At 71.8% G+C, this 26,168-nt stretch carries 21 protein-coding genes and 3 pseudogenes; 7 read left to right on the top strand and 17 right to left on the bottom strand.

Annotated features, from left to right (window positions below):
- The first annotated feature begins 17 nt into the window (after window positions 1–17).
- From ACWD0J_RS13130 to ACWD0J_RS13120, 3 genes are read left to right on the top strand one after another with little or no spacing between them, the layout of a single operon-like run.
- On the top strand, window positions 18–1,964 hold the full coding sequence (locus ACWD0J_RS13130) for a heavy metal translocating P-type ATPase (RefSeq protein WP_451495861.1): 1,947 nt from the start codon (window positions 18–20) through the stop codon (window positions 1,962–1,964).
- A 55-nt stretch (window positions 1,965–2,019) separates the two neighbouring features.
- A complete protein-coding gene (locus ACWD0J_RS13125) occupies window positions 2,020–3,516 on the top strand; it encodes an AlkA N-terminal domain-containing protein (RefSeq protein WP_451495860.1) in 1,497 nt (498 codons plus the stop codon).
- Window positions 3,517–3,526: 10 nt separating this feature from the next.
- On the top strand, window positions 3,527–4,009 hold the full coding sequence (locus ACWD0J_RS13120) for a methylated-DNA--[protein]-cysteine S-methyltransferase (RefSeq protein WP_451495859.1): 483 nt from the start codon (window positions 3,527–3,529) through the stop codon (window positions 4,007–4,009).
- A 147-nt stretch (window positions 4,010–4,156) separates the two neighbouring features.
- On the opposite strand, the pseudogene ACWD0J_RS13115 reads toward ACWD0J_RS13120, so the two are convergent.
- From ACWD0J_RS13115 to ACWD0J_RS13100, 4 genes and pseudogenes are all read right to left on the bottom strand, one after another.
- Window positions 4,157–4,383 (bottom strand): annotated as a pseudogene (locus ACWD0J_RS13115) (VOC family protein); the annotation flags it as partial.
- Window positions 4,380–5,123, bottom strand: coding sequence for an SIR2 family NAD-dependent protein deacylase (locus tag ACWD0J_RS13110; protein ID WP_451495858.1), 744 nt, complete (start codon window positions 5,121–5,123; stop codon window positions 4,380–4,382). The gene ACWD0J_RS13110 and the pseudogene ACWD0J_RS13115, both read right to left, overlap by 4 nt.
- A gap of 83 nt (window positions 5,124–5,206) precedes the next feature.
- Entirely contained in the window at window positions 5,207–5,701 is a 495-nt protein-coding gene (locus ACWD0J_RS13105; protein WP_451495857.1) for an NUDIX domain-containing protein, read from the bottom strand.
- A gap of 5 nt (window positions 5,702–5,706) precedes the next feature.
- Window positions 5,707–6,043: pseudogene (locus ACWD0J_RS13100) on the bottom strand (hypothetical protein); the annotation flags it as partial.
- 166 nt (window positions 6,044–6,209) lie between these two features.
- Between ACWD0J_RS13100 and ACWD0J_RS13095 the strand changes: the two are divergent.
- On the top strand, window positions 6,210–7,370 hold the full coding sequence (locus ACWD0J_RS13095; protein WP_451495856.1) for a glycerate kinase: 1,161 nt from the start codon (window positions 6,210–6,212) through the stop codon (window positions 7,368–7,370).
- 75 nt (window positions 7,371–7,445) lie between these two features.
- On the opposite strand, the gene pssA is transcribed toward ACWD0J_RS13095, so the two are convergent.
- The 9 genes from pssA to ACWD0J_RS13050 all read right to left on the bottom strand — a co-directional run bounded on the left by pssA (window position 7,446) and on the right by ACWD0J_RS13050 (window position 18,398).
- Window positions 7,446–8,264, bottom strand: a complete 819-nt coding sequence (gene pssA, locus ACWD0J_RS13090; RefSeq protein WP_451495900.1) for a CDP-diacylglycerol--serine O-phosphatidyltransferase — start codon at window positions 8,262–8,264, stop codon at window positions 7,446–7,448.
- 22 nt (window positions 8,265–8,286) lie between these two features.
- Entirely contained in the window at window positions 8,287–8,943 is a 657-nt protein-coding gene (locus tag ACWD0J_RS13085; RefSeq protein ID WP_451495855.1) for a phosphatidylserine decarboxylase, read from the bottom strand.
- 170 nt (window positions 8,944–9,113) lie between these two features.
- Entirely contained in the window at window positions 9,114–10,328 is a 1,215-nt protein-coding gene (locus ACWD0J_RS13080) for an acyl-CoA dehydrogenase family protein (RefSeq protein ID WP_451495854.1), read from the bottom strand.
- Between the two features lie 2 nt (window positions 10,329–10,330).
- Window positions 10,331–10,843: a MaoC family dehydratase gene (locus ACWD0J_RS13075; RefSeq protein WP_451495899.1), complete on the bottom strand. Its 513-nt coding sequence runs from the start codon at window positions 10,841–10,843 to the stop codon at window positions 10,331–10,333.
- A 5-nt stretch (window positions 10,844–10,848) separates the two neighbouring features.
- A complete protein-coding gene (locus ACWD0J_RS13070; RefSeq protein WP_451495853.1) occupies window positions 10,849–11,814 on the bottom strand; it encodes an HpcH/HpaI aldolase/citrate lyase family protein in 966 nt (321 codons plus the stop codon).
- A complete protein-coding gene (locus ACWD0J_RS13065; RefSeq protein ID WP_451495852.1) occupies window positions 11,811–13,859 on the bottom strand; it encodes a protein meaA in 2,049 nt (682 codons plus the stop codon). Before ACWD0J_RS13065 ends, ACWD0J_RS13070 begins: the two co-directional genes overlap by 4 nt.
- A gap of 8 nt (window positions 13,860–13,867) precedes the next feature.
- Window positions 13,868–15,211: a crotonyl-CoA carboxylase/reductase gene (gene ccrA, locus ACWD0J_RS13060; protein WP_451495851.1), complete on the bottom strand. Its 1,344-nt coding sequence runs from the start codon at window positions 15,209–15,211 to the stop codon at window positions 13,868–13,870.
- 411 nt (window positions 15,212–15,622) lie between these two features.
- Window positions 15,623–16,450 (bottom strand): TetR family transcriptional regulator, encoded by an 828-nt coding sequence (locus ACWD0J_RS13055; protein ID WP_451495850.1) that lies wholly within the window; start codon window positions 16,448–16,450, stop codon window positions 15,623–15,625.
- 142 nt (window positions 16,451–16,592) lie between these two features.
- Window positions 16,593–18,398, bottom strand: a complete 1,806-nt coding sequence (locus ACWD0J_RS13050; protein WP_451495849.1) for a 3-hydroxyacyl-CoA dehydrogenase family protein — start codon at window positions 18,396–18,398, stop codon at window positions 16,593–16,595.
- Between the two features lie 390 nt (window positions 18,399–18,788).
- Here ACWD0J_RS13050 and ACWD0J_RS13045 point away from each other — a divergent pair, with 390 nt between their 5' ends.
- On the top strand, window positions 18,789–19,364 hold the full coding sequence (locus ACWD0J_RS13045) for an adenylosuccinate lyase (protein WP_451495848.1): 576 nt from the start codon (window positions 18,789–18,791) through the stop codon (window positions 19,362–19,364).
- A gap of 4 nt (window positions 19,365–19,368) precedes the next feature.
- Here ACWD0J_RS13045 and ACWD0J_RS13040 read toward each other — a convergent pair.
- From ACWD0J_RS13040 to ACWD0J_RS13025, 4 genes and pseudogenes are all read right to left on the bottom strand, one after another.
- Window positions 19,369–19,892 (bottom strand): annotated as a pseudogene (locus ACWD0J_RS13040) (N-acetyltransferase family protein).
- Window positions 19,889–20,062, bottom strand: a complete 174-nt coding sequence (locus ACWD0J_RS13035) for a hypothetical protein (protein WP_451495847.1) — start codon at window positions 20,060–20,062, stop codon at window positions 19,889–19,891. The pseudogene ACWD0J_RS13040 and the gene ACWD0J_RS13035 overlap by 4 nt, the downstream one beginning before the upstream one ends.
- Before the next feature lie 61 nt (window positions 20,063–20,123).
- Window positions 20,124–21,704, bottom strand: coding sequence for an alpha/beta hydrolase (locus ACWD0J_RS13030; RefSeq protein WP_451495846.1), 1,581 nt, complete (start codon window positions 21,702–21,704; stop codon window positions 20,124–20,126).
- A gap of 136 nt (window positions 21,705–21,840) precedes the next feature.
- Window positions 21,841–22,878, bottom strand: a complete 1,038-nt coding sequence (locus ACWD0J_RS13025) for an Rv2578c family radical SAM protein (protein ID WP_451495845.1) — start codon at window positions 22,876–22,878, stop codon at window positions 21,841–21,843.
- A gap of 160 nt (window positions 22,879–23,038) precedes the next feature.
- On the opposite strand from ACWD0J_RS13025, the gene ACWD0J_RS13020 reads away from it, so the two are divergent.
- A complete protein-coding gene (locus ACWD0J_RS13020) occupies window positions 23,039–23,482 on the top strand; it encodes an SRPBCC family protein (RefSeq protein ID WP_451495844.1) in 444 nt (147 codons plus the stop codon).
- A gap of 152 nt (window positions 23,483–23,634) precedes the next feature.
- Window positions 23,635–26,019, top strand: coding sequence for an MFS transporter (locus tag ACWD0J_RS13015; RefSeq protein WP_451495843.1), 2,385 nt, complete (start codon window positions 23,635–23,637; stop codon window positions 26,017–26,019).
- Window positions 26,020–26,168 lie beyond the last annotated feature (149 nt).

The raw sequence follows: 26,168 nt of genomic DNA, 5'->3' as shown, positions 1-26,168 counted from the left end.
CGTAGATGAACAGATGAATGACTCTTCATGTGTTCCTGTATGGTGGCCGGGTGTCCACGACTCTCACCCCCACGCATGCCCCCGCCCCCACCCGCACGGCCCCTCGCCGCCGCACCCGCGTCCTCGCCCTGCCCGAGGCCCGCTGGGCGCTCGCCGCGACCGTCGCCTTCCTGCTGGGCCTGACCCTGGACCTCGGCGGAGCGCCGATGTGGGCGTACGGCCCCCTGTACGCGGTCGCCTACGCCACCGGCGGCTGGGAACCGGCCCTGGAAGGGCTGCGGGCCCTGCGCGAGAAGACCCTGGACGTCGACCTGCTGATGATCGTCGCCGCCCTGGGCGCGGCGGCGATCGGCCAGGTCCTGGACGGCGCCCTCCTGATCGTCATCTTCGCCACCTCCGGCGCCGTGGAGGCCCTGGCCACCGCCCGCACCGCCGACTCGGTGCGCGGCCTGCTCGACCTCGCGCCGGCCACCGCGACCCGGCTCACCGGCGACGGCCGCGAGGAGACGGTCCCGACCACCGACCTCGCCGTCGGCGACCTCGTCCTGGTCCGCCCGGGCGAACGCATCGGGGCCGACGGCCGCGTCCTGGACGGCACCAGCGAGGCCGACCAGGCCACCATCACCGGCGAACCCCTGCCGGTCCCCAAGAGCACCGGCGACGAGGTCTTCGCGGGCACCCTCAACGGCACCGGCGCCCTGCGCGTCCGCGTCGCACGCGACCCCGCCGACTCGGTGATCGCCCGCATCGTGACCCTGGTCGAGGAGGCCTCGCGCACCAAGGCCCCCACCCAGCTGTTCATCGAGAAGGTCGAACAGCGGTACGCGGTCGGCATGGTGGCCGCCACGCTCGCCGTCTTCGGGATCCCGCTCGCCTTCGGCGCCGACCTCGCCGACGCCCTCCTGCGGGCCATGACCTTCATGATCGTCGCCTCGCCGTGCGCGGTCGTCCTCGCGACCATGCCGCCCCTGCTGTCCGCCATCGCCAACGCCGGCCGGCACGGCGTCCTGGTCAAGTCGGCCGTCGCCATGGAACGCCTCGGCGAGATCGACACCACCGCCCTCGACAAGACCGGCACCCTCACCGAGGGCACCCCCGAGGTGACGGGCGTCCACCCGCTGCCGGACTCCGGCCTCACCGAGGACACACTGCTGGCGCTGGCCGCAGCCGCCGAGCACCCCAGCGAACACCCGCTGGCGCGGGCGGTGGTGGCGGCCGCCCGCGCCCGTGACCTGCGGATCCCGGCGGCCGAGGACTTCACGGCCGCGCCGGGACGCGGAGTCACCGCCACCGTCGAGGGCCGGGTGGTGAGCGTCGGCCGCGCGGACACCGAGAGCGACGCGACCGTCGTCCAGGTCGCCCGCGACGGCATCCCCGTCGGCACCCTGACCCTCACCGACCGCCTGCGCCCCGACGCGGCCGAGACCACCGCCGCGCTCACCGCGCTGACGGGCACCGCCCCGGTCCTGCTCACCGGCGACAACGCCGGAGCCGCCGCCCGCGTGGCCGACGCCACCGGCCTCACCGACGTCCGCGCCGAGCTGCTCCCCGAGGACAAGGTGAGCGCCGTACGGGACCTTCAGCGGGCGGGCCGCAAGGTGCTCTTCGTCGGCGACGGCGTCAACGACGCCCCCGCCCTCGCCGCCGCCCACTCCGGCATCGCGATGGGCCGCGCGGGCTCCGACCTCGCGCTGGAGACGGCCGACGCCGTCATCGTGCGCGACGAACTCGCCACCGTCCCGGCCGTCGTACGGCTCTCCCGCGCGGCCCGCCGGCTGGTCCTGCAGAACCTCGTGATCGCGGGCACCTTCATCACGGGACTCGTCCTGTGGGACCTGATCGGGCACCTCCCGCTGCCCCTCGGCGTCGCCGGCCACGAGGGCTCGACGGTCCTGGTCGGCCTCAACGGCCTCCGGCTGCTGCGCGAGTCCGCGTGGCGGTCCGGGCCGGCCCAGGGCGCCTGAGGTCGATGTCGGATTCTCGCCAGCCCCGGGACGGCGCGTGCCCGAAGCTGGACCCATGCAGATGGGGATGCACACCGACACCGAACGCTGCGTACGCGCCGTCCGGTCCAAGGACGCCCGCTTCGACGGCTGGTTCTTCACCGCCGTCCTGACCACCCGTATCTACTGCCGGCCCAGCTGCCCGGTCGTGCCGCCCAAGCCCGAGAACATGACCTTCCACCCGAGCGCCGCGGCCTGCCAGCAGGCCGGCTTCCGGGCCTGCAAACGGTGCCGACCCGACACCAGCCCCGGCTCCCCGGAGTGGAACCAGCGCGCCGACCTCGTGGCCCGCGCCATGCGCCTGGTGGCCGACGGCGTCGTGGACCGCGGGGGCGTCCCGGGCCTCGCCGCCCGGCTCGGCTACAGCACCCGGCAGGTCGAACGCCAGCTGCTCGCCGAACTGGGCGCGGGGCCGCTCGCCCTCGCCCGCGCCCAGCGCGCCCAGACGGCCCGGCTCCTCATCGAGACGACCCCGCTGCCGATGGCGGAGATCGCCTTCGCCGCCGGCTTCTCCTCCATCCGCACCTTCAACGACACCGTGCGCGAGGTCTTCGCCCTGTCCCCGAGCGACCTGCGCGCCCGGGTACCCAGGTCCCGTGCCACGACGGACCGCCCCCAGGCCACTGTGGGGGCGCTCGCCCTGCGCCTGCCGTTCCGCACCCCCCTCAACCCCGACAACCTCTTCGGCCACCTCGCGGCGACCGCGGTCCCGGGAGTCGAGGAGTGGCGCGACGGCGCCTACCGGCGCACGCTCCGGCTGCCGTACGGCCACGGCATCGTGGCACTCACCCCGCGGCCGGACCACATCGCCTGCCGCCTCACCCTCGGCGACCTGCGCGACCTGACCGTCGCCATCAGCCGCTGCCGCCGCCTGCTCGACCTGGACGCCGACCCGGTCGCGGTCGACGACCAGCTGCGCGCCGACCCGGTCCTCGCCCCCCTGGTCGACAAGGCCCCCGGCCGGCGCGTACCCCGCACCGTCGACGAGGCGGAGTTCGCCGTCCGCGCGGTGCTCGGCCAGCAGGTGTCCACGGCGGCGGCCCGCACCCACGCGGCCCGCCTGGTCACCGCGTACGGCGACCCGGTGGACGACCCCGAGGGCGGCCTCACCCACCTGTTCCCGTCCCCCGAGGCGCTCGCCGCCCTCGACCCCGACTCACTCGCCATGCCCCGCACCCGCCGCACGACGTTCACCACCCTGGTGGCCGGACTCGCCGACGGCACCCTCACCCTGGGCGTGGAGAGCGACTGGGCCGCAACCCGCGCCCGGCTCCTCGCCCTGCCCGGCTTCGGCCCCTGGACGGCCGACGTCATCGCGATGCGCGCCCTCGGCGACCCTGACGCCTTCCTCCCCACCGACCTCGGCATCCGCCGGGCCGCCCGCGAGCTGGGCCTCCCGTCGACGCCGGCGGCACTCACGGCCCGCGCGGCGGCCTGGCGGCCCTGGCGTGCGTACGCCGTCCAGTACCTGTGGGCGACCGACAGCCACCCGATCAACTCCCTTCCGGCCTGAGGACATCCGCGTGAAGCAGCACACGATCATCGACAGCCCCTACGGCCCTCTCACCCTCGTCGCCGACGACGGTGTCCTGTGCGGCCTCTACATGACCGGCCAGCGTCACCGTCCCGCGGAGGAGACCTTCGGCGTCCGCGCCGAGACCCCCTTCGCGGCGGCCGAGGAGGAGCTGGAGGCCTACTTCGCGGGCGAGTTGAAGGAGTTCACCGTCGAACTCCGCCTGCACGGAACCCCGTTCCAGCGCAGCGTCTGGCAGCAGCTCCGCGGGATCCCCTACGGCGAGACCCGCACGTACGGCGAACTCGCCGACGCCCTCGGCAACCCCACCGCCTCCCGGGCGGTGGGCCTCGCCAACGGCAGGAACCCGGTCGGCATCATCGTGCCGTGCCACCGTGTGGTCGGCTCGAACGGCAGCCTCACCGGTTACGGCGGCGGCCTGGACCGCAAGCAGCGCCTGCTGGACTTCGAGAGCGGCAGGGCGCTGTTCTGACCCGCCCGGGTCAGCCGGCCCGCTCCGCGTCACCGCGCTCCACGCAGAACTCGTTGCCCTCCGGATCGGGAGGACCACCCAGCCCCTGCCGTCCGCAACCCGCCGGTCGTCGACCAGCGTGGCCCCGAGGCGGACCAGACGCTCGACCTCCTCGTCGCGGGTACGGTCCTGTGGCTGGAGGTCGAGATGGACACGGTTCTTGACCGTCCGGAGCCCACGGTGACGAACAGCAGCCCGGCGCCCTCGATCAGCGCGTCCTCGTCGCCCGGCTTGTCGTCCTCGTGCACGGGCAGCCCGAGGACCTGGGACCAGAAGGCGGCGAGGCGGTAGGGGTCGGCGGAGCCGACCGTCACATGGCGTATCGCGGAAGTCATGGACGGAGTGTGATCTGTCCGGCGATTTCGTGCAGCAGTTTCGGCAACGCCGTCCCGATCGGTTCCCGCACGATCTCGTCGGCCCGCGCGTCGTACGGGGTCGGCTCGGCGTTGACGATGACCAGCCTGGCCCCGTGGTCGGCGGCGACGCCGGCCAGCCCGGCCGCCGGCTGCACCAGCAGGCTGCTGCCGACGGCGATGAAGACCTGGCAGGCCTTGGCGATGGCGACGGCCTCGCCGAGGACCACCGGGTCGAGCCGCTCGCCGAACATCACCGTCGCCGGCTTGAGGATCCCGCCGCACTCCAGGCACGGCGGGTCCTCCTCCCCGGCGTCGAGCCGGGCGAGCGCGTCCTCCATCAAGCCGCGCGCATGACACCTGGTGCACACCACCCCGCGCGCGGTGCCGTGCAGTTCGAGCACCTTGCGGGCGGGCATCCCGGCGAGCTGGTGCAGCCCGTCCACGTTCTGCGTGATCACCCGCACCGGCACCCCGGCCCGCTCCAGCCCGGCGACCGCCCGGTGCGCGGCGTTCGGCCCGGCCGAAAGCGCCTGGCTGCCGCGCCGCAGCTGCCAGGACCTGCGCCGGATCTGCGGATCCCCCATGTAGTACTCGTACGTCACGAGCTTCTCGGCCTCGGGGTCCCGCCGCCACAGCCCGTGGGGCCCGCGGTAGTCCGGGATGCCGGAGTCGGTCGAGACACCGGCGCCGCTCAGGAGGGCGACGAGGGGCTTGGTCATGCCACCGAGGGTAGGACGGAGGGTCCGGGGCGGGCGAACGGATATCGGACCGCCCTCGGAACCGGGCCCGCCCGCCGCCGAGGTCAGCTCACCCGGTGGCCGTTCTCCAGTTCCGCCGTCCCCGACCCCTGCGCCAGCACGTCCAGTGCGGCCAGGACGCGGCGGCCGAGGGCGCCCGGCAGATGCTCGGCGAGGTCCTCGCGGGGCACGAGCCGCCAGGACAGCAGTTCCTCCTCCTGGAGCCGGATCGCCTTGACGTCGTCCTCACCGAGGACACCGCCGTCGTACAGGTACGCCACCAGCGGCGGGCGTCCCGTCCCGCGCACCCAGTCCACCGCGAGCAGCCGGCCCAGCTCGCGGTCCAGGCCGATCTCCTCGGCGGTCTCCCGGCGCGCGCCCTGGCGCGGGGTCTCGCCGTCGTCGGACTCGATCGTGCCGCCCGGAAGGGCCCACCCGTCACGGTAGTTGGGCTCGACGAGCAGCACCCGCCCCTCCGCGTCACGGAAGAGGGCGGCGGCCCCGGCGAGCACCCGGGGGAGTCCCGCGATGTAGGCGGCGAAGTCGTGAGTGGAGGTCATGCCGGAAGGGTAACCAGCTTCCGCGCCCGTCCCGGCCGGTCAGACCCCCGTCCCGGCCAGCCGCGGCGTCCGCTCCGCCAGGTCACTGATCCGCGCCCCGCCGTCAGCGGCGGCTTCAGCCCGTTGGCGAGGTTGCGGTAGGCGGCCCGCTCCGCGGTGAACGTCTGCGGGTACGGCAGCCGCAGCAGCCAGTGGTCGCCGGCCTGCTCCGCGCTGAAGCCGAAGCCGCGTCCACAGGTCGCCCTGCTCGACCGGTTTGCCGAGCATGTCGCCCGCGATCCGGCCGAGCCAGCCCCCGAGGACGCGGTCGGCGAGCTCTGGTTCAGTGCCCGCAGGGGTCATGGCTCCGGTCCACCCGGTTCCGGGGCCGCCCGCGCGGGGTGCCGTGCCGTGCGCGTTCCCCGGCTCGGTCCGCGGGCCGGTCGGGCATGACGGCGGCGGCGTCCGCCGGTTATGGTCGCAGCGGCGCGGCTGGCCCTGACGTGCGTCGGGCCCGGAGAGCAAGGGGATGTTCAAGGTGGCGGACGCTGGAGTGAGGGGTGCCCAGAGGGTGCTCATCGCCGCGGACAAGTTCAAGGGCTCGCTGACGGCCGTACAGGTCGCCGAGCGGGTCACGGCCGGACTGCGCAGGGTTCTGCCGGACCTCGCCGTGGATTCGCTGCCGGTGGCCGACGGCGGCGACGGGACGGTGGACGCGGCGGTCGCGGCCGGTTTCGAACGGCGCGAGGTACGGGTCGCGGGGCCGCTCGGTCACGAGATCACGGCCGCGTTCGCGCTGCGCGACGGCACGGCGGTCGTGGAGATGGCGGAGGCGAGCGGGTTGCAGCGGCTGCCCGCGGGCGTCTTCGCGCCGCTCACGGCCTCCACGTACGGCTCCGGCGAACTGCTGCGGGCCGCGCTGGACGCGGGCGCGCGGACGATCGTGTTCGGGGTCGGCGGCAGCGCCACCACGGACGGCGGCGCCGGCATGCTGTCCGCGCTGGGCGCGCGGTTCACGGACGCGCAGGGCGAGCCGGTGACACCCGGCGGCGAGGGCCTCGCCAGTCTGGCCTCGGCCGACCTGTCGGGCCTGGACCCGCGCCTCGCCGACGTGGAACTGGTGCTGGCCAGCGACGTCGACAATCCGCTGACCGGCGCGAAGGGCGCACCGGCCGTCTACGGCCCGCAGAAGGGCGCCGCACCGGACGACGTGGACACGCTGGACGCGGCGCTCACGCACTACGTGAAGGTGCTGGAGGAGACGGTCGGGTCCAAGGCCGCCGCGTACGCCGCCTCGCCCGGCGCGGGCGCGGCCGGCGGCATCGGATACGGCGCCCTGCTGCTCGGCGCCCGGTTCCGCCCCGGCATCGAGGTGATGCTCGACGTCCTGGGGTTCACGGCCGCGGTGGAGCGCGCGACGCTGGTGATCACCGGTGAGGGTTCCCTCGACGAGCAGACGCTGCACGGCAAGGCCCCGGCGGGCGTCGCCGCCGCCGCGCGGGCGGCGGGCAAGGAGGTCGTCGCGGTGTGCGGCCGCCTCGCCCTGCAGCCGGAGGCACTGGGCCGGGCCGGCATCCGCCGCGCGTACCCGCTGACGGACGTCGAGCCGGACGTGGCCAGGTGCCTCGCGGACGCGGGTCCGATCCTGGAACGGGCCGCGGAGCGCATCGGTCGGGACTTCCTGACCTGAGGGAGCTCGCCCCGGGGAACGCCAAAGGGCCCCGAGCCGGGTGGCTCGGGGCCCTTTGGCGTTGTCGTGCGACCGCTACGGGATCTGTGCCGCCCGAGCCTCACGCCGGTTGTCCCGGAAGTTGTTCACCCGGCGAGCCGTGGCGAACAGCGGGATGACCGCGCCCATGACCAGTTGCAGCGCGCACCCGGTCTGGAGCAGCAGCTGTCCGCTCGGGGCCTCGAACGCCCACGCCGCCAGCAGCCCCATCGACAGCACGATCCAGGTGAGCATCGCCACCGCGAGCCGCCCGCGCGGCTTCGGGTACTCCACCCGGCTCACCATCAGCCAGGCCGTACCGAGGATGGCCAGCAGCGTCGCCACGAAGGGCAGCTCCAGGAGCACGATCGAGACCACCGTCAGCGCCCCGAACGGCGACGGCATGCCCTGGAAGGTGCCGTCCTTCACCGTCACGCACGAGAAGCGGGCCAGTCTCAGCACCACCGCCAGCAGGACCACGATCGCGCCGACCGCCGCCACCCGCTGGTGCGCGTCGTCGGCGACCATGCCGTAGACCAGGACGAAGTACGCCGGCGCCAGACCGAAGCTGATCAGGTCCGACAGGTTGTCCAGCTCGGCGCCCATCGGGGAGGAACGCAGCTTCCTCGCCACCAGGCCGTCGAAGAGGTCGAAGACCGCCGCGCACAGCATCAGGATGACCGCCGTGGCCGCGCTGTGGCGGGCCATGCCGGTTTCCTGGCTGCCGGTCAGGTGCGGGATCAGGATGCCGGTGGTGGTGAAGTACACCGCCATGAAGCCGCACGTGGCGTTGCCGAGGGTGAGGGTGTCCGCTATCGAGAGGCGCAGAGAGAGGGGCATCTCCTCCTCGTCGTCCACCTCGTCGGCCTCGGGCACCCAGCCCGTCTGGGTCTCCGGATCAATCACGGTCAATGCGAGTCACCCCAGCCACGGTCTTCTGCCCGACCTCGACCGCGACCTCCACGCCCTCAGGCAGGTAGACGTCGACGCGCGAGCCGAACCGGATCAGACCGATCCGGTCGCCCTGCTCGACCTTGGTGCCCTGGGGCACGTAGGGGACGATGCGGCGAGCGACCGCGCCGGCGATCTGGATCATCTCGATGTCGCCGAGTTCGGTGTCGAAATGCCAGACTACCCGCTCGTTGTTCTCGCTCTCCTTGTTGAACGCCGGAACGAACCCACCCGGGATGTGCTCGACCGACGTCACCGTGCCGGAGAGCGGCGCGCGGTTGACGTGGACGTTGAGCGGGCTCATGAAGATCGCGACGCGGGTGCGACCGTCCTTCCACGGCATGATGCTCTGCACCACACCGTCGGCGGGCGAGATGACCCGGCCCTGGGCGATCTCGCGCTCGGGGTCGCGGAAGAACCACAGCATGCCCGCCGCGAGCGCGGTGGCGGGCACGGCGACGGCCTTGGCGGCGCCGGACCTGCGCGCGCGTACCAGGCTGAGGGCTGCGGTGGCGACAGTCGGCAGGAGCCACGGCGATGCTCCGCGGGCGAGGCGTACGCCGAACTGGCTGTCGCGCGGTGCAGAGGTTTGGCTGTGGGGCATGGATGACCTTCGTAGCGGATGATGCCGCGCTGCGTGAGGGGGACGGCGGCTTTCCCGGGATCGTACCGGTCGGGGGCTACAACTGGGCAAGCCAGGAAGCCGAGTCGGCGGCTGAGGGGTGTTGACGGGGTGTGATCTTCTTCTCGAAGAAAACACCCCCAACCAGACATCTAGCCCTGGAGTCGGTACTCCTCGAGCAGCCGGCGACCGATGATCATTTTCTGGATCTCGGCGGTACCTTCACCGATCAGCAGCATCGGAGCCTCACGGTAGAGGCGCTCGATCTCGTACTCCTTGGAGAAGCCGTAGCCGCCGTGGATCCGGAAGGCATCCTCCACGACCTCCTTGCAGTACTCGGAGGCGAGGTACTTCGCCATCCCAGCCTCAAGGTCGTTTCGTTCTCCGGAGTCCTTTTTGCGTGCCGCGTTCACCATCATGGCATGAGCGGCCTCGACCTTGGTAGCCATCTCCGCCAACTTGAACTGGATGGCCTGGTGCTGGGCGATCGGCTTGCCGAACGTGTGGCGCTGCTGGGCGTAGGAGACGCCGAGCTCGAACGCACGCTGAGCGACACCGCAGCCACGCGCCGCCACGTTGACGCGGCCGACCTCGACGCCGTCCATCATCTGGTAGAAACCGCGGCCGGTCGTGCCGCCGAGCACCCGGTTCGCCGGAACGCGCAGGTCATCCATGATCAACTCGGTGGTGTCGACCCCCTTGTACCCCATCTTGTCGATCTTCCCGGGGATGGTGAGGCCGGGGCGGACCTCGCCGAAGCCGGGCTCCTTCTCCACCAGGAAGGTGGTCATCGACTTGTGGGGTTTGGCGGCCGCCTCCGATGGGGAGTGTCCTTCGTCACTTCGGACGAGAACGGCCACCAGACTCGACGTTCCACCGTTCGTCAGCCACATCTTCTGACCGTTCAGGACGTACTCGTCACCGTCCCTGACCGCCTTCGACGTGATCGCCGACACGTCGGATCCCAGGCCCGGCTCCGACATCGAGAAGGCGCCGCGGATCTCACCCAGTGCCATCCTCGGCAGGAAGTGGTCCTTCTGCTCCTGGGTGCCGTGCTGCTTGAGCATGTACGCCACGATGAAGTGGGTGTTGATGATGCCGGACACCGACATCCAGCCGCGGGCGATCTCCTCCACGCACAGCGCGTACGTCAGGAGCGACTCGCCCAGACCGCCGTACTCCTCGGGGATCATCAGACCGAACAGGCCCAACTCCCTGAGCCCGTCGACGATCTGCTGCGGGTACTCGTCGCGGTGTTCCAGCTCGGTGGCGACCGGGAGGATCTCCTTGTCCACGAAGTCACGGACCGTGGACAGGATCTCCTGCTGGACGTCGGTCAGACCGGCGGTCTGGGCGAGTCGCGCCATGGCTACTTCTCCTGCTGCTTCGGTTCGGGGCGGCCGGGCTGCTCGCCGCCGCGCTCCTTGATGTAGGTCTCGGTCGGCACCATCACCTTGCGGCGGAACACGCACACCAGCGTGCCGTCCTGCTTGTAGCCCCTGGTCTCGACATGGACGATGCCGCGGTCGTCCTTCGACCTGGACGGCCACTTGTCGAGCACGGTCGTCTCGCCGTAGAGCGTGTCGCCGTGGAAGGTCGGCGCCACGTGCTTGAGCGACTCGATCTCCAGGTTGGCGATCGCCTTGCCGGAGACGTCCGGCACGGACATGCCGAGCAGCAGCGAGTAGATGTAGTTCCCGACGACGACGTTCTTGCCGAAGTCGGTCGTCTTCTGCGCGTAGTTGCTGTCCATGTGGAGCGGGTGGTGGTTCATGGTGAGGAGACAGAAGAGGTGGTCGTCGTACTCCGTGACCGTCTTGCCGGGCCAGTGCTTGTAGACGGCCCCGACCTCGAACTCCTCGTACGTGCGTCCGAACTGCATGGTCGTCACGCCTCCGGGATCTCGAACGAGCTGGTGCGCCGCATGCCGGCGGCGCGTCCCTTGCCCGCCACGACCAGCGCCATCTTGCGGCTGGCCTCGTCGATCATCTCGTCGCCGAGCATCGCCGAACCCTTCTTGCCGCCCGCCTCGGACGTGTAGTACTCGTACGCGTCCAGGATCAGTTCGGCGTGGTCGTAGTCCTCCTGGGACGGCGAGAAGATCTCGTTGGACGCCTCGACCTGGCCCGGGTGCAGCACCCACTTGCCGTCGAAGCCGAGGGCGGCGGCCCGCTGGGCGACCTCGCGGTAGCCGTCGACGTTGCGGATCTGGAGGTAGGGGCCGTCGATCGCCTGGAGGTTGTTGGCGCGGGCGGCCATCAGGATCTTCATCAGGATGTAGTGGTAGGCGTCCGCCGGGTAGCCGGGCGGCTGCTCGCCCACGACCAGCGACTTCATGTTGATGGACGCCATGAAGTCGGCCGGGCCGAAGATGATCGTCTCGACGCGCGGCGAGGCCTGCGCGATCTCGTTGACGTTGTTGAGACCCTGGGCGTTCTCGATCTGCGCCTCGATGCCGATCCTGCCGACCTCGAAGCCCATGGTCTTCTCGATCTGGGTGAGGAGGAGGTCCAGGGCGACGACCTGCTGGGCGTCCTGGACCTTCGGCAGCATGATGCAGTCGAGGTTCGGGCCCGCGCCCTCGACGACCGTCACGACGTCCCGGTACGTCCACTCGGTCGTCCAGTCGTTGACGCGCACGACGCGCGTCTTGCCCGTCCAGTCACCCTCGTTGAGGAACTTGACGATGGTGTGCCGCGCCTCGGGCTTGGCGAGCGGCGCGCACGCGTCCTCCAGGTCCAGGAAGACCTGGTCGGCGGGGAGGCCCTGCGCCTTCTCCAGGAAGCGGGGGTTGCTTCCCGGTACCGCGAGACAGGAGCGTCGCGGACGCAGACGGTTGACGGGCGTGGTCATGCGGGGACCTCCAGCGGGTCGAGCTTGTTGGCTTTGCGGATCTCGTCGACGATACGGCCGATGATCCCGGTGATGTCGAAGTCCTTCGGGGTGAAGACCGCGGCCACTCCGGCGGCCCTGAGCTGCTCGGCGTCGGCGTTCGGGATGATCCCGCCGGCGATCACCGGGATGTCGGCCGCACCGGCCTCGCGCAGCCGCTCCAGCACGTCCGGGACGAGCTGGGCGTGCGAGCCGGAGAGGATCGACAGGCCGACCCCGTGCACGTCCTCCGCGACCGCCGCGTCCACGATCTGCTCGGGCGTGAGCCGGATGCCCTGGTAGACCACCTCGAACCCGGCGTCCCGCGCCCGCACGGCGATCTGCTCGGCGCCGTTGGAGTGCCCGTCCAGGCCGGGTTTGCCGACCAGGAAGCGGAGCTTGCCGACGCCGAGGTCCCGGGCGGTCAGATCCACCTTGCGGCGCACCTCGGACATGGCCGAGCCCGCCTCGGCGGAGACGGCCACCGGCGCGGAGGAGACCCCGGTCGGCGCCCGGAACTCCCCGAACACCTCCCGCAGCGCCCCCGCCCACTCGCCGGTCGTGACACCCGCGCGGGCGCACTCCAGGGTGGCCTCCATCAGGTTCGCGGTGCCGTTGGCCGCCTCCTTCAGCCTCTCCAGCGCCTTGCAGGGGCGCGGGTGGTTGAAGGGCGGCTGGTAGCGGGTGTCGCGCCAGTGCTGGAGCGAGGCGATGACCCGGGCCTCGACCGCGGGGTCGACCGTCTGGATCGCCGTGTCCAGGTCGGCGGTCAGAGGATTGGGCTCGGTCGTCTCGAAGACGTTGACGCCGACGATCTTCTCCTGCCCGGACTCGATTCGGGCCCGGCGCTCGGCGTGCGAGGCGACCAGCTGCGACTTGAGGTAGCCCGACTCGACGGCGGCCATCGCGCCGCCCATCTCCTCGATCCGCTCCATCTCGGCAAGCGAGTCCTGGACCAGCTCGCCCACCTTGGCCTCGACCACCTTCGAGCCCTCGAAGAGGTCCGCGTACTCCAGCAGGTCGCTCTCGTAGGCGAGGACCTGCTGCATGCGCAGCGACCACTGCTGGTCCCAGGGCCGGGGCAGGCCCAGCGCCTCGTTCCAGGCGGGCAGCTGCACGGCACGCGCGCGTGCGTCCTTCGACAGGGTCACGGCCAGCATCTCCAGCACGATCCGCTGGACGTTGTTCTCCGGCTGCGCCTCGGTCAAGCCGAGCGAGTTGACCTGGACGCCGTAGCGGAAGCGCCGGTGCTTGGGGTTCTCGATGCCGTACCGCTCGCGGGTGACCTGGTCCCAGATGCGGCCGAAGGCGCGCATCTTGCACATCTCCTCGACGAAGCGGACGCCCGCGTTCACGAAGAAGGAGATACGACCGACGACGTCACCCATGCGTTCCGGCGGCACCTGGCCGCCGTCGCGCACGGCGTCCAGCACCGCGATCGCCGTCGACATCGCGTACGCGATCTCCTGGACCGGGGTGGCGCCCGCCTCCTGCAGGTGGTAGCTGCAGATGTTGATCGGGTTCCACTTCGGCAGGTGGGAGACCGTGTACGCGATCATGTCCGTCGTCAGGCGCAGGGACGGCACCGGCGGGAACACGTGCGTGCCCCGCGACAGGTACTCCTTGACGATGTCGTTCTGGGTCGTGCCCTGGAGCCGGGTGATGTCCGCGCCCTGCTCCTCGGCGACGACCTGGTAGAGCGCCAGCAGCCACATGGCGGTGGCGTTGATCGTCATCGAGGTGTTCATCTGCTCCAGGGGGATGTCCTGGAACAGCCGGCGCATGTCACCGAGGTGCGCGATCGGCACGCCGACCCGGCCGACCTCGCCGCGGGCGAGGACGTGGTCGGAGTCGTAGCCGGTCTGCGTCGGCAGGTCGAACGCGACCGACAGGCCGGTCTGCCCCTTGGCGAGGTTGCGCCGGTACAGCTCGTTGGACGCCTCGGCCGTGGAGTGACCGGCGTACGTGCGCATGAGCCACGGCCGGTCCCTCTCCCGCTTGCCGTCGGCGGACTGACGCTCACTCATCTGTGACCTCAGATGTTCCGGAAGCGGTTGATGGCGTCGACGTGCTGGGCGCGCTTCTCCGCGTCGCGCACCCCGAGGCCCTCCTCGGGCGCCAGGCACAGCACGCCGACCTTGCCCTGGTGGAGGTTGCGGTGCACGTCGTAGGCGGCCTGCCCGGTCTCCTCCAGGGAGTACACCTTGGACAGGGTCGGGTGGATCTTGCCCTTCGCGATGAGCCGGTTGGCCTCCCAGGCCTCGCGGTAGTTGGCGAAGTGCGAGCCGATGATCCGCTTCAGGGACATCCACAGGTAGCGGTTGTCGTACTCGTGCATGTAGCCCGAGGTCGAGGCGCAGGTGGTGATGGTGCCGCCCTTGCGGGTGACGAAGACGCTCGCGCCGAAGGTCTCGCGGCCGGGGTGCTCGAAGACGATGTCGATGTCCTCGCCGCCGGTCAGTTCGCGGATGCGCTTGCCGAAGCGCTTCCACTCCTTCGGGTCCTGGGTCCGCTCGTCCTTCCAGAACTTGTAGTCCTCGGCGGTGCGGTCGATGATCGCCTCGGCGCCCATGGCGCGGCAGATCTCCGCCTTCTGCGGCGAGGACACGACACAGACCGGGTTGGCGCCGCCCGCGAGCGCGAACTGCGTGGCGTACGAGCCGAGTCCGCCGCTGGCGCCCCAGATCAGGACGTTGTCGCCCTGCTTCATGCCGGCGCCGTTGCGGGAGACCAGCTGCCGGTAGGCGGTGGAGTTGACGAGCCCCGGAGCGGCGGCCTCCTCCCACGACAGGTGGTCCGGCTTCGGCATCAGCTGGTTGGACTTGACCAGCGCGATCTCGGCGAGCCCGCCGAAGTTGGTCTCGAAGCCCCAGATCCGCTGCTCGGGGTCGAGCATGGTGTCGTTGTGGCCGTCCGACGACTCCAGCTCCACACTCAGGCAGTGCGCGACGACCTCGTCGCCGGGCTTCCAGGAGTTCACGCCCGGGCCGGTGCGCAGGACCACACCCGCGAGGTCGGAGCCGATGATGTGGTACGGCAGGTCGTGCCGCTTGGTGAGCTCGCTGAGCCTGCCGTAGCGCTCCAGGAAGCCGAATGTCGACAGTGGCTCGAAGATCGAGGTCCACACCGAGTTGTAGTTGACCGAGGAGGCCATCACGGCCACCAGGGCCTCGCCCGGGCCGAGCTCCGGCACCGGCACGTCGTCGAGGTGGATCGACTTGCGGGGGTCCTTGTCGCGGGTGGCGAGGCCCGCGAACATCTCCGTCTCGTCCTTGTGCACGGTGATCGCACGGTAGGACTCGGGCAGGGGCAGAGCGGCGAAGTCGGCGGGGGTCGAGTCCGGCGACTGGATCGCGTCCAGGATGTCCTTCACGGTCACGGTGTTGCCTCCGGCGAATGGCGTCTTGAGGGGAGACGCTGAGGGTTACGTCGGTGCTGCTGAGGGTGGTGGTGAGGCGTGCCGTCGGTTCGGCGGTGGTGCGGGTTCGGCAGCGCTTTGTGGCGCGGAAGGGTGCCTGTGACGCAGGCGTCCGGGCGGGCGAGCCGTGGCTTGCTGGGACAGCCGGCGTACGAAAGGTCGCTGCACGCCGGCCGCCCGGACCTCTTCAACGTATGACACCGCGTGTCACCTCGCAAGGCACTGAGTGCCAGAAGTTCCTCTCAGCTGAAATCTTTACGTAACACATGAGCGATGATCGATCGAACAGTGCCTGAAAGTCGCCGGAAAAGGTGCTCCGACATGCCAAAACGGCCACCCCGAGGGGTGGCCGTCGTCACAGATGCGAAGGGTTCAGCGGTCCTTGAGTGCCTCTTCGATGGTCCGCATGACCTGGTCGAGCGGGGCGTCCGTGCGGGCGACCGTCACCAGGACCTCGCCGTGGGTGGAGACCGTCGCCGCGGCCGGCCTGGGGGCCGTGGTGCGTCCGGCCCCGATGCCCGACCCGAAGGTCTTGCGCACGATGTCGAAGGCGTGGTCCAGCTGGGCCTCGACGTCGCCCTGGCCGCCGGCCCGCAGCCAGCGCCGCAGGACGTGGTTGTGGGCGGTCACCACGGCGGACGCGGCGACCTCCGCCAGCAGCGGGTCGTCGTTGGCGTCGTCGTCGTGCGCGTGCTCGTCGAAGTGGCCGAGGAGGTAGCGGGTGAACAGGCGCTCGTAGCGGGCCACCGACGCGATCTCCGCCTCACGCAGGGTGGGCACCTCGCGCGTGAGCTTGTACCGGGCCACCGAGATCTCCGGCCGGGCCGCGTACATCCGCATGACCTCCTTGATGCCGCGGCACACCGTGTCGAGCGGATGCTCGTGCGCGGGGGCGGCGTTGAGGACGGCCTCGGCCCGGATCAGCGTGTCGTCGTGGTCCGGGAAGATCGCCTCTTCCTTGGAGCGGAAGTGCCGGAAGAACGTGCGGCGCGCGACCCCTGCCGTGGCCGCGATCTCGTCGACGGTGGTCGCCTCGTACCCCTTGGTCGCGAACAGTTCCATCGCGGCGGCCGCCAGTTCGCGCCGCATCTTGAGCCGCTGGGCGGCGGCGCGGCTGCTCGCGGCGCTCTCCGGCGCGTCGGGCGTGGCTGGCGTACGGGCGGACTTGGCGGGCTGGGGCATGACCTGAACGTACTGCATGCGCGCAGCGTGATGCGCAGGTCCGGGGGTTCCCCCGCCCGGTGCGGGCGGGGGAGAACCGGGCCCGCACGGCGGGGGAGAGCTGCCGGGGCCGAGCAGCCCGCCCCAGTCCGCCGCCGCGGAGAACCAGTCGCCCGGCGGCTCAGCGCCGGGCATGTTCGCGGAAGCCACGGCCCGTCTTGCGGCCGAGGCAGCCCGCGGCCACCAGGTGCTCCAGCAGCGGCGCCGGGGCCAGGCCCGGGTCGCGGAACTCGCGGTGCAGGACCTTCTCGATGGCCAGGGAGACATCGAGCCCGACCACGTCCAGGAGCTCGAAGGGCCCCATCGGGTAGCCGCCGCCCAGCCTCATCGCCGCGTCGATGTCGTCGAGCGACGCGTAGTGCTCCTGCACCATCTTGATCGCGTTGTTGAGGTACGGGAACAGCAGCGCGTTCACGATGAAGCCCGCGCGGTCCCCGCAGTCGACCGCGTGCTTCTTCACCTTCCCGCAGACCTCGCGGACCGTCGCGTGCACGTCGTCGGCCGTCAGGACCGTGCGGACCACCTCGACCAGCTTCATCGCCGGCGCGGGGTTGAAGAAGTGCATGCCGATCACGTCCTGCGGACGCGAGGTGGCGCGGGCGCAGGCGACGACCGGCAGCGAGGACGTCGTGGTGGCCAGCACCGCGCCCGGCTTGCAGACCTTGTCCAGCGTCGCGAAGAGCTGCCGCTTGACCTCCAGGTCCTCGGCGACGGCCTCCAGGGCGAGATCGACGTCGGCGAACGCGTCGTACGAACCCGCCGTGGTGATCCGGTCCAGGGTCTGCGCGGCGGCCTCGGCGGTCAGCCGGCCCTTGTCGACGGAGCGCGCGAGGGACGTGCCGATCCGGGCCTTGGCGGCCTGGGCCTTCTCCTCGCTGCGGGCGGCGAGCACGACCTCGTACCCGCCCTTGGCGAACACCTCGGCGATGCCGGACGCCATGGTGCCGGAGCCCGCGACACCGACCGAGCGGACCGGCCGGCCGGGGACCCGGAGGCCGCCGGACAGGGGCGTCAGGGCGTCCGGCACCACCGCCGCGCTGCCGGGGGCCTCGTAGGTGTAGAAGCCGCGGCCCGACTTGCGGCCGGTCAGGCCCGCCTCGCTGAGTTGCCTGAGGACCGGGGCGGGGGCGTGCAGCCGGTCGTGGGACTCGGCGTACATCGCCTCCAGGACCGTCCGCGCGGTGTCGACGCCGATCAGGTCCAGCAGCGCGAGGGGGCCCATCGGCAGTCCGCAGCCGAGCCGCATCGCGGCGTCGATGTCCTCGCGGGAGGCGTACTTCGCCTCGTACATCGCGGCGGCCTGGTTGAGGTAGCCGAACAGCAGCCCGTCGGCGACGAATCCGGGCCGGTCGCCGACCGCGACCGGCTCCTTGCCCAGCTCGACGGCGAGGTCGGTGACCGCGGCGACGGCCTGGGGCGCGGTCAGCACCGACGAGACGACCTCGACCAGCTTCATCGCCGGCGCCGGGTTGAAGAAGTGCAGACCGAGCACGCGCTCGGGACGGGCCGAGTCGGCGGCGAGCCGCGTGACGGACAGCGCGTTGGTGCCGGTCGCGAGGATCGCCTCGGGCCGCACGATCCCGTCGAGCTCGCGGAAGATCTGCTGCTTGATCTCGTACGACTCCGGAGCCACCTCGATGACCAGGTCGGCGTCGGCCGCGGCGCGCAGGTCGGTGGAGGTGCGGACCCGGGCGAGCGCGTCGGCACGCTCCCGCCCGGTCAGCCGGCCGCGCTCCACGGAGCGCGCGGTCGCGGTCTCCAGGGCGGCGACGGCCTGGGCGGTCGCCGCCTCGCTGATGTCGATGCCGACGACCTGGCGGCCGGCCGTGGCCAGGACCTCGGCGATGCCGGTGCCCATGGTGCCGAGGCCGACGACGGCGACGGTCCGCAACGGGGACAGGGAGGGATCGGGCAGGGGAGTGGCCATCGCGGGCTCCAGAATGAGGGTGACGACTGGGAGCGCGCCCGGTACGCCGGCGGAACGAGGCCGAAGCCGGGCCGACGGGCGCACCGGGGGCGAGAAGGAGTGCGGGTGGTGCCGGGCTGACTGGCGCACACGCCCGGTGCCGCGGCCACGGGCGTGCACACGCCCGGGGAACGGCGGGAACCGGCCGGCCCTGTCCCGGGGCCGGGCCGTACTGGTACGCGGTGTACCGAACCGACTGCCTCCGTGGCGGCTGCGTCACCAGGCCACCACGAACAGATCTGCGAGTGGGTAACTCGCTCGTATGAGCTTAACCCGTCAGTAACGAGCGCGCCAGCCCCGAGTTTGCGCGAGACGTCCCGGCTCCGGGGTGCGGCACCTAATCTCAGGTCCATGGACGAAGAGTTGCGATCACTCACGGAGCGCTTACGGCGGGAGGCAGGGGCGTCGGTCGCGTACGAGCGGCTCGTGGCGACCGAGGACCCCGACGAACTGGCGGGCGTGCTCACGGAGCCGGGCCGGCCGCTGTGGGCCAGGGAACTGGCCGCGTTCCGACTCGGACTGGCGGGCGACCGGCGGGCCTTCGAATCCCTCGTCCTGTTCCTCAACCACCGCGATGCGCCGCGCTGCGCCTCCGCGGCGTACGCCCTGGCCCGCCTCGGCGACCCCCGCACCGCCCGCGCCGCCGCCGCCCTCGCCACCAACGAACTGCGCGTCGCCTACGCCCTGCACCCGGTCCGGCTCCTGGTGGACCTGCGCGCCCCGGAGGCCGTGCCCGCGCTGATCACCACCCTGCGACGGCGGCTGCGCCCGCACGACCCGTACCGGCGCGTGGCCCTCGCCTGCGTGGAGGGGCTCGGCACCCTGGGCGACACCCGGGCCGCACCGGTCCTCAGCGAGGCTCTCGCCCACCCGGTGCTCGCCGAGGCCGCGGTGCACGCGCTGGCCCGGATCCCGAGGCAGCGGTGAGCCGTCAGCCGGCGAGATCCTTCGCGTACCGCACCTCGGGCACGCTCACGCCCTCCACCTCGAAGGGCTCCCGCGCGCCGTCGGCGCGGAAACCCGCCCGCTCGTAGAAGCGCCGGGCACCGCTGTTGCCCTCGATCACCCACAGCAGCATGCGCGTGCGCCCGGCGGCGGCGCACAGCCGTAGAGACTCCTCGAGAAGCGCGTGGCCGATGCCGCCGCCGAACCGCTCGGGGTCCACGTAGATCGCGTACAACTCGGCGTCCGAGGTGTGTACTTCGCCGTCCCGGTACGGTCCGTGGCAGGCCCATCCGACGAGTTCGCCCGCCCGTTCGGCGACCAGGTCCACCACGCCGCCGTCGCCCCGGAGGAAGCGGCTGCGGTGCCGCTCGGCGTCCGCGGCCACGTCCATGGCGTCGAGGTGCGCCTGCGGCATCAGCCCCCGGTACGCGCTCGCCAGCCGGCGACGCGGATCTCCGCCACCCGCCCGCAGTCGGCGAGTGCCAGGTCCCGGACGCGGAGGTCCGTCATCCGGCCACCACCGCCAGCGCCTCGATCTCCATCAGGAACTCCGGGCGGACCAGGGCGGCGACCTGGACGGCGGAGGCGGCCACGAGGCGGCCGGTGCCCAGGACGACATGGCTGTACTGGGCGGCGGGGAAGACCCCGTCGGGGGCGGGAATCCTGGTCAGCTCACTCATGGGTCCATCGTGGACCACGGGTCTGACAACGCCCCCGACGGGATCGCGGTGCGAGGGGCCGTCAGCCGCGGAAGCCGAGCAGCCCGTGCAGGGTCGAACCGCGCGACGTGTCCGACGCCGTCTTCGCCGCGCTCAGCGGCTCGGGGTCGGGCAGCGCCGGGCAGACCGCGTCGGCCTCGCCGTGGCCGCGCGGCACCGTGCCGTCGGACAGGTAGGCGGCGAGGTGCTTGTCCAGGCAGGTGTTCCCGCTGAGGGTGATGCCGTGGTTCCCGCCGCCCTCCTCGACGACCAGAGCGGAGTGGGCGAGCAGCCGGTGGGCCGTGACGCCGCCCTCGTACGGGGTGGCCGCGTCACCCGTCGCCTGGAACAGCAGCGCCGGCGGCAGCTTGCCGTTGGCGACGTTCACCGGCTTCAGCGACCTGACCGGCCAGAACGCGCACGGCGCGTTGTACCAGGCGTTGTTCCAGGTCATGAACGGGGCCTTCGCGTACACCGCCCAGTTGTCCTCGCGCCACTGGTCCCAGTCGCGCGGCCAGGAGGCGTCACGGCACTGCACCGAGGTGTAGACGCTGTAGCCGTTGTCCCCGGAGGCGTCGACGGCGGCGAAGTTCTCGTATGCCTCGACCAGCGGGTCGACGTTCTGGTCGTTCACGTATGCCGCGAACGCCTCGGCCAGATAGGGCCAGTAGCCGTTGTAGTAGCCGCCAGGGATGAAGGTGTCCTCCAGCTCGGAGGCGCCCACCTTCCCGTCGGCCGGCTTCCGGGCGAGCGCCGCCCGCATCGCGTACCACGCGGCCTCGATCCTCTCCGGATCGGTGCCGAGCCCGTACGTGGCGTCGTGCCGGGCGATCCAGGACATCAGCGCGCGGTGGCGGTCGTTGAAGGCGTGGTCCTGGGCGAGGTTGTCGTCGTACCACACGCCGGTGGGATCGACGACCGAGTCCAGGACCAGGCGCCGCACCCGCTCCGGGTAGAGCTTGGCGTAGACCGCGCCCAGGTAGGTGCCGTACGAGTAACCGAAGTAGTTGATCCTCTTCGCGCCGAGTGCCCTGCGGATCGCGTCCATGTCCCGTACGGCGCTGACCGTGTCGATGTACGGCAGCACGCTCGCGTACTTCTTGCCGCACGCGGCGGCGAAGGACTTGGCGCGGGAGAGGTTGGCCCTCTCGGTCGCGGGCGTGCTCGGCACGGAGTCCGGGCGCACCGGGTCGAAGTGCCCCGGCTTGCAGTCGAGGGCGGGCCGGCTCGCGCCCACCCCGCGCGGGTCGAAGCCGATGACGTCGTACTGGGCCGCGACCGCCTCGGGCAGTGAGGAGGCGACGAACCCGGCCAGCGTCAGGCCGCTGCCGCCGGGGCCGCCGGGGTTGACCAGCAGCGGTCCCTGGTACGTCTTCGCGGTGTGCGGGACGCGCGACAACGCGAGCGTGATCCGCTTGCCGCCCGGCTTCGCGTGGTCGAGCGGCACCTTGAGGGACGCGCACTGGAGCGTCGGATAGTCGGTGGTGCCGCACTTCTTCCAGCTGGGCTTCGCGGCTTGGGCGGTGGGCGGGACGGTCGGGGTGCTCGCGTCGGCGGGGACGGCCGTGACGGTTCCGGCCATGACGACGGCGGCAGCGCACAGCACGGCTGCGCGTTTTCTCATGGAGTCCTCCCAGGACGGAGGGTCTTCGGGCCGCGAGGGTCACGGTCCCCGCCGCATCGTCCCGGAAAGAGCACCTGGAAGAGCACATTCTGCCAAGACTTGACCCAATTGGGCCGCGGTATGCGCTCGGATGATCTCAGAGCAGCGACAGCTGGGTCGGCTCGGACGGACCGGGTCGATCCGGCCCGGGCTCCCGGATCCGGCGCGGCATCCCCGCGCGCGTGGGACCGATGCCGTACTCCTCGGCCAGCTCGTGGACCTGACGGGTGATCCGGCGCTGGTACCACTTCGGTGCGTACGAGCCGTCCGCGTACAGCCGCTCGTACCGGTGCACCAGATGCGGGTGCTCCCGGGTCAGCCAGGCCATGAACCACTCGCGGGCGCCGGGCCGCAGATGCAGTACCAGCGGGGTGACCGAGGTGGCCCCGGACGCCGCGATGGCCCGCACGGTGTCCCGCAGCTGGGCCGGCTGGTCGCCCAGGAACGGGATCACCGGCGCCATCAGCACACCGCACTCGATGCCGTGCTCGCCCAGCGTCCGTACGACCTCCAGGCGCCGCTCCGGGGCGGGCGTGCCCGGCTCCACGGTGCGCCACAGCTCCGGGTCGGTGAAGCCGACCGAGACCGAGATGCCGACGTCCGTCACCTCGGCGGCCTGGACCAGCAGGTCGAGGTCGCGCAGGATCAGCGTGCCCTTCGTCAGGATCGAGAAGGGGTTGGCGTGGTCGCGCAGCGCGCCGATGATGCCCGGCATCAGGCGGTAGCGGCCCTCCGCGCGCTGGTAGCAGTCGACGTTCGTGCCCATCGCGATGTGCTCGCCCTGCCAGCGGGGGGAGCCGAGCTGGCGGCGCAGCAGCTGAGGCGCGTTCGTCTTGACCACGATCTGCGAGTCGAAGCCGAGGCCCGTGTCGAGGTCCAGGTAGCTGTGGGTCCTGCGGGCGAAGCAGTACACGCACGCGTGCGTGCAGCCCCGGTAGGGGTTGACCGTCCACTGGAAGGACATCCGGGAGACCGCCGGCACCCGGTTGATGATGGACCGGGCGCGGACCTCGTGGAAGGTGATCCCGCGGAACTCGGGCGTGTCGAACGTACGGGTGATCACCGCGTCGGCGCCGAACAACGCGGCGTCGGCCCGGCTGTGGTCGCCGGAGTCTGTGAGGTTCTCCCAGCGCATGAGGCCTCCTCGGTAGCACTGCTCCCCAGAATAGAACACTCGTTCGCATGATCGTGCAACGGTCGTTTCCGACCGCTTCCGGGACCCCGATTTGGGCGCCCGGGCACCGGGGTGGTTGGCTTGCCCCCACCCCCGAGAACTCAGGTCCTGGAGGACGTCAATGGCGCAGGTCGAGGCCACTACGGAGCGAGTCGTCGCGGCGGACGCGGAGAAGGTGTTCGACGCCCTCGCCGACTACACCGGCACGCGCGCGAAACTGCTGCCCGAGCAGTTCAGCGAGTACGAGGTGCGCGAGGGCGGCGACGGCGAGGGCACCCTCGTCCACTGGAAGCTCCAGGCCACCAGCAAGCGGGTGCGCGACTGCCTCCTGGAGGTCACCGAGCCCACCGACGGCGAGCTCGTCGAGAAGGACCGCAACTCCTCCATGGTCACCACCTGGCGGGTCACCCCGGCCGGTGAGGGCAGGTCCCGGGTCGTCGTCACCACGACCTGGCAGGGCGCCGGCGGTATCGGCGGCTTCTTCGAGAAGACCTTCGCGCCCAAGGGGCTCGGCCGGATCTACGACGCCGTGCTCGGCAGGCTGGCCGCCGAGGTCGAGAAGTAGACGCAACCCGCCGCTCGTGACCGGAGGTTGGCCCCCTCACCGGTTCGAGTGGATCTCCGTGCCCCCCGGCGTCACGCCGTAACTCGTCGCGCTTGCTCACAGTTGTCGCTTTACGCGGGAATTGTGCGGCAGCGCGACGAGGGGAGCGGCACGTGGGCGGGATCACTCTGGCGCAGGACGAACCGGCCGCGGCGCCCCCGCGGACTCCCGTCCCGCCACCGGACCCGGCCGCCGGACTGAGCCCACGCCGCGTGCGGTTGGTCTTCTTCGCACTCATGCTCGCGCTGCTGCTGGCGGCGCTGGAGCAGATGATCGTCGCCACCGCGCTGCCGAAGATCGTCGGCGAACTGCACGGCCTGGACAGGATGTCCTGGGCGATCACCGCCTACCTGCTCACCGCCACGATCGGACTGCCGGTCTACGGCAAGCTCGGCGACCTGTACGGCCGCAAGGGCGTCTTCCAGTTCGCGATCGTCGTCTTCGTCGTCGGCTCCGCCCTCGCGGGCCGCGCGCGGACCATGGACCAGCTGATCGCCTTCCGCGCGGTGCAGGGCGTCGGCGCGGGCGGGCTCATGACCGGCGTGCAGGCGATCATCGCGGACATCGTGCCGCCCCGGGAGCGCGGCCGTTTCCTGGGGCTGATCGGCGCCGCCTTCGGGCTCGCCTCCGTCGCCGGACCGCTGCTGGGCGGCTACTTCACCGACCACCTCTCCTGGCGGTGGTGCTTCTATGTCAACGTGCCCTTCGGCCTGCTCACCCTGGCCGTCGTCGCCGTCGTGCTGAAGCTGCCGAAGCCGACCGCGAAGCCGCGGCTGGACGTCCTCGGCGCGCTGCTGCTGGCCGCCGCCTCCACCTGCCTGGTCCTGCTGACCAGCTGGGGCGGCACCGAGTACGCCTGGGACTCGCGGGTCGTCCTCGGCCTCGGCGCGGGAGCGGCGGCGGCCACCGTGCTCTTCCTCGTCGCCGAGCGCTTCGCCCCTGAACCGCTCATCCCGCTCCGGCTGTTCCGGGACTCGGTCTTCAACGTCACCGCGCTGGTGGGCCTCGTGACCGGCGTCGCCCTGTTCGGCGCCGCCAGCTACCTGCCGACGTACCTGCAGATGGTCGACGGTGTCTCCGCCACCGAGTCCGGCCTGTTGATGCTGCCGATGATGGGCGGCATCGTCGGCGCGTCCGTCATCTCCGGACAGCTCGTCACCCGCACCGGGCGCTACAGGATCCACCCGGTCATCGGCGCCGCGCTGTCCGTGGCCGGCATGTGGCTGCTGTCGCGCCTCGACGCCGACACGCCCCGGCTGCACTACAGCGTCTGGATGGCCGTCCTCGGCGCCGGCATCGGCATGGTGATGCCGGTCCTCGTCCTCGCCGTGCAGAACTCCGTGCGCCCCGCCGACCTCGGCACCGCCACGAGCGCCCACAACTACTTCCGGCAGATCGGCGGCAGCGTCGGCGCCGCGGTCTTCGGCACCCTCTTCGCCGACCGGCTGGCCGACGCCCTGCGCGACCGGGTCCCCGCGCGCGCGGGCGCCGGGCTCCCCGACCCCGCGTCCCTCACCCCGCAGCTCGTCCACGCGCTGCCACCGGCGCTGCGCGACGGCTACATCCGGGCCTACGCCGACGCCATGCCGCGGATCTTCCTCCTCCTGGTGCCGGTGCTCGTCCTCGGCCTGCTCATCGCCTGCTTCCTCAAGGAGAAACCGCTGGTGTCCCACCACGCCGTCGAACAGGAGCCCGCGACCGTGAACGCGCCGGTCCCGCCGGCCCGTTCGTCCTACGCCGGCGCAGCCCCCGTGTGCGGCACGGTGCAGCACCCCGACGGCACCGTCGTGCCCCGCGCGGCGCTCACCCTGATCGACGGCTTCGGGCAGCAGACCGGGCGCGGCGCGAGCGGCGAGGACGGCCGGTACGCGCTGTCCGCGCCGGGCCCGGGGTCGTACGTCCTGATCGCCGCGGCGGGCGGGCACCAGCCGCAGGCGGTCTCCGTGACCGTCGGCGAACGCCCCGTCGAGATCGACGTCGTCCTCGGCGGCGCCGGACGCCTCGCGGGCAGCGTGCTGACCGCGGACGGCACCCCGGTGCGGGACGCCATCGTCACGCTCACCGACGTGCGCGGCGAGGTGGTGGCCACCGCCCGCAGCGGGCGCGAGGGCGGCTACCTCATCACCGAGCTGGTGGCCGGCGAGTACACCCTCGCCGCCGGCGCGCCCGCCTTCCGCCCGGCCGCGCTCCCCGTCACCGTCCAGGCGTCCCGGGAGACCCGCCAGGACATCGAGCTCACCGGCGGTGCCGTGCTGCGCGGCACCGTGCGGGCCACCGGCGGACGGCCCGTCGAGGACGCGCGCGTGACGCTGCTGGACGTGGCGGGCAACGTCGTGGACACCCGCACCACCGGCCCGGACGGAACCTTCCGGTTCGTCGACCTGGCCTCCGGCGAGTACACCGTCATCGCCGCGGGTTACCCGCCGGCCGCCACCGTCCTCCAGGTGACGGGCGGTGGCCGCGCCGAACGCGATCTCCAGCTGGCGCACGAGGACTGAGAACCCGTGGACGACCTCACTCCCCGCGTCCGTCGTCCCTGCTCAGGACGGGTACGCGGGGGTACGCGCCGGTGCGCTGCGGTGGGGCCGATTCCCGGGTTGCCGCACATCGTGACCGAGCGGCGCCGTACGGTGGTGACGGCAGCACA

Source organism: Streptomyces sp. NPDC003011, assembly GCF_053591515.1.
The sequence above is the reverse complement of the archived record's forward strand: the minus strand, read 5'-3'. Positions and strand labels throughout refer to the sequence as shown.

Bases quoted from the DNA above. Each gene is read 5' to 3' on its own strand.
- ACWD0J_RS13020 (WP_451495844.1), top strand. From the start codon at position 23,039: ATGGCGCAGGTCGAGGCCACTACGGAGCGAGTCGTCGCGGCGGACGCG.
- ACWD0J_RS13110 (WP_451495858.1), bottom strand. From the start codon at position 5,123: ATGACCAAGCCCCTCGTCGCCCTCCTGAGCGGCGCCGGTGTCTCGACC.
- ACWD0J_RS13130 (WP_451495861.1), top strand. From the start codon at position 18: ATGACTCTTCATGTGTTCCTGTATGGTGGCCGGGTGTCCACGACTCTC.
- ACWD0J_RS13075 (WP_451495899.1), bottom strand. From the start codon at position 10,843: ATGCAGTTCGGACGCACGTACGAGGAGTTCGAGGTCGGGGCCGTCTAC.
- ACWD0J_RS13030 (WP_451495846.1), bottom strand. From the start codon at position 21,704: ATGAGAAAACGCGCAGCCGTGCTGTGCGCTGCCGCCGTCGTCATGGCC.
- ACWD0J_RS13065 (WP_451495852.1), bottom strand. From the start codon at position 13,859: ATGAGTGAGCGTCAGTCCGCCGACGGCAAGCGGGAGAGGGACCGGCCG.
- ACWD0J_RS13095 (WP_451495856.1), top strand. From the start codon at position 6,210: ATGTTCAAGGTGGCGGACGCTGGAGTGAGGGGTGCCCAGAGGGTGCTC.
- ACWD0J_RS13025 (WP_451495845.1), bottom strand. From the start codon at position 22,878: ATGCGCTGGGAGAACCTCACAGACTCCGGCGACCACAGCCGGGCCGAC.
- ACWD0J_RS13070 (WP_451495853.1), bottom strand. From the start codon at position 11,814: ATGACCACGCCCGTCAACCGTCTGCGTCCGCGACGCTCCTGTCTCGCG.
- ACWD0J_RS13050 (WP_451495849.1), bottom strand. From the start codon at position 18,398: ATGGCCACTCCCCTGCCCGATCCCTCCCTGTCCCCGTTGCGGACCGTC.
- ACWD0J_RS13085 (WP_451495855.1), bottom strand. From the start codon at position 8,943: ATGCCCCACAGCCAAACCTCTGCACCGCGCGACAGCCAGTTCGGCGTA.
- ACWD0J_RS13125 (WP_451495860.1), top strand. From the start codon at position 2,020: ATGCAGATGGGGATGCACACCGACACCGAACGCTGCGTACGCGCCGTC.
- ACWD0J_RS13105 (WP_451495857.1), bottom strand. From the start codon at position 5,701: ATGACCTCCACTCACGACTTCGCCGCCTACATCGCGGGACTCCCCCGG.
- ACWD0J_RS13045 (WP_451495848.1), top strand. From the start codon at position 18,789: ATGGACGAAGAGTTGCGATCACTCACGGAGCGCTTACGGCGGGAGGCA.
- ACWD0J_RS13035 (WP_451495847.1), bottom strand. From the start codon at position 20,062: ATGAGTGAGCTGACCAGGATTCCCGCCCCCGACGGGGTCTTCCCCGCC.
- ACWD0J_RS13080 (WP_451495854.1), bottom strand. From the start codon at position 10,328: ATGGCGCGACTCGCCCAGACCGCCGGTCTGACCGACGTCCAGCAGGAG.
- ACWD0J_RS13055 (WP_451495850.1), bottom strand. From the start codon at position 16,450: ATGCAGTACGTTCAGGTCATGCCCCAGCCCGCCAAGTCCGCCCGTACG.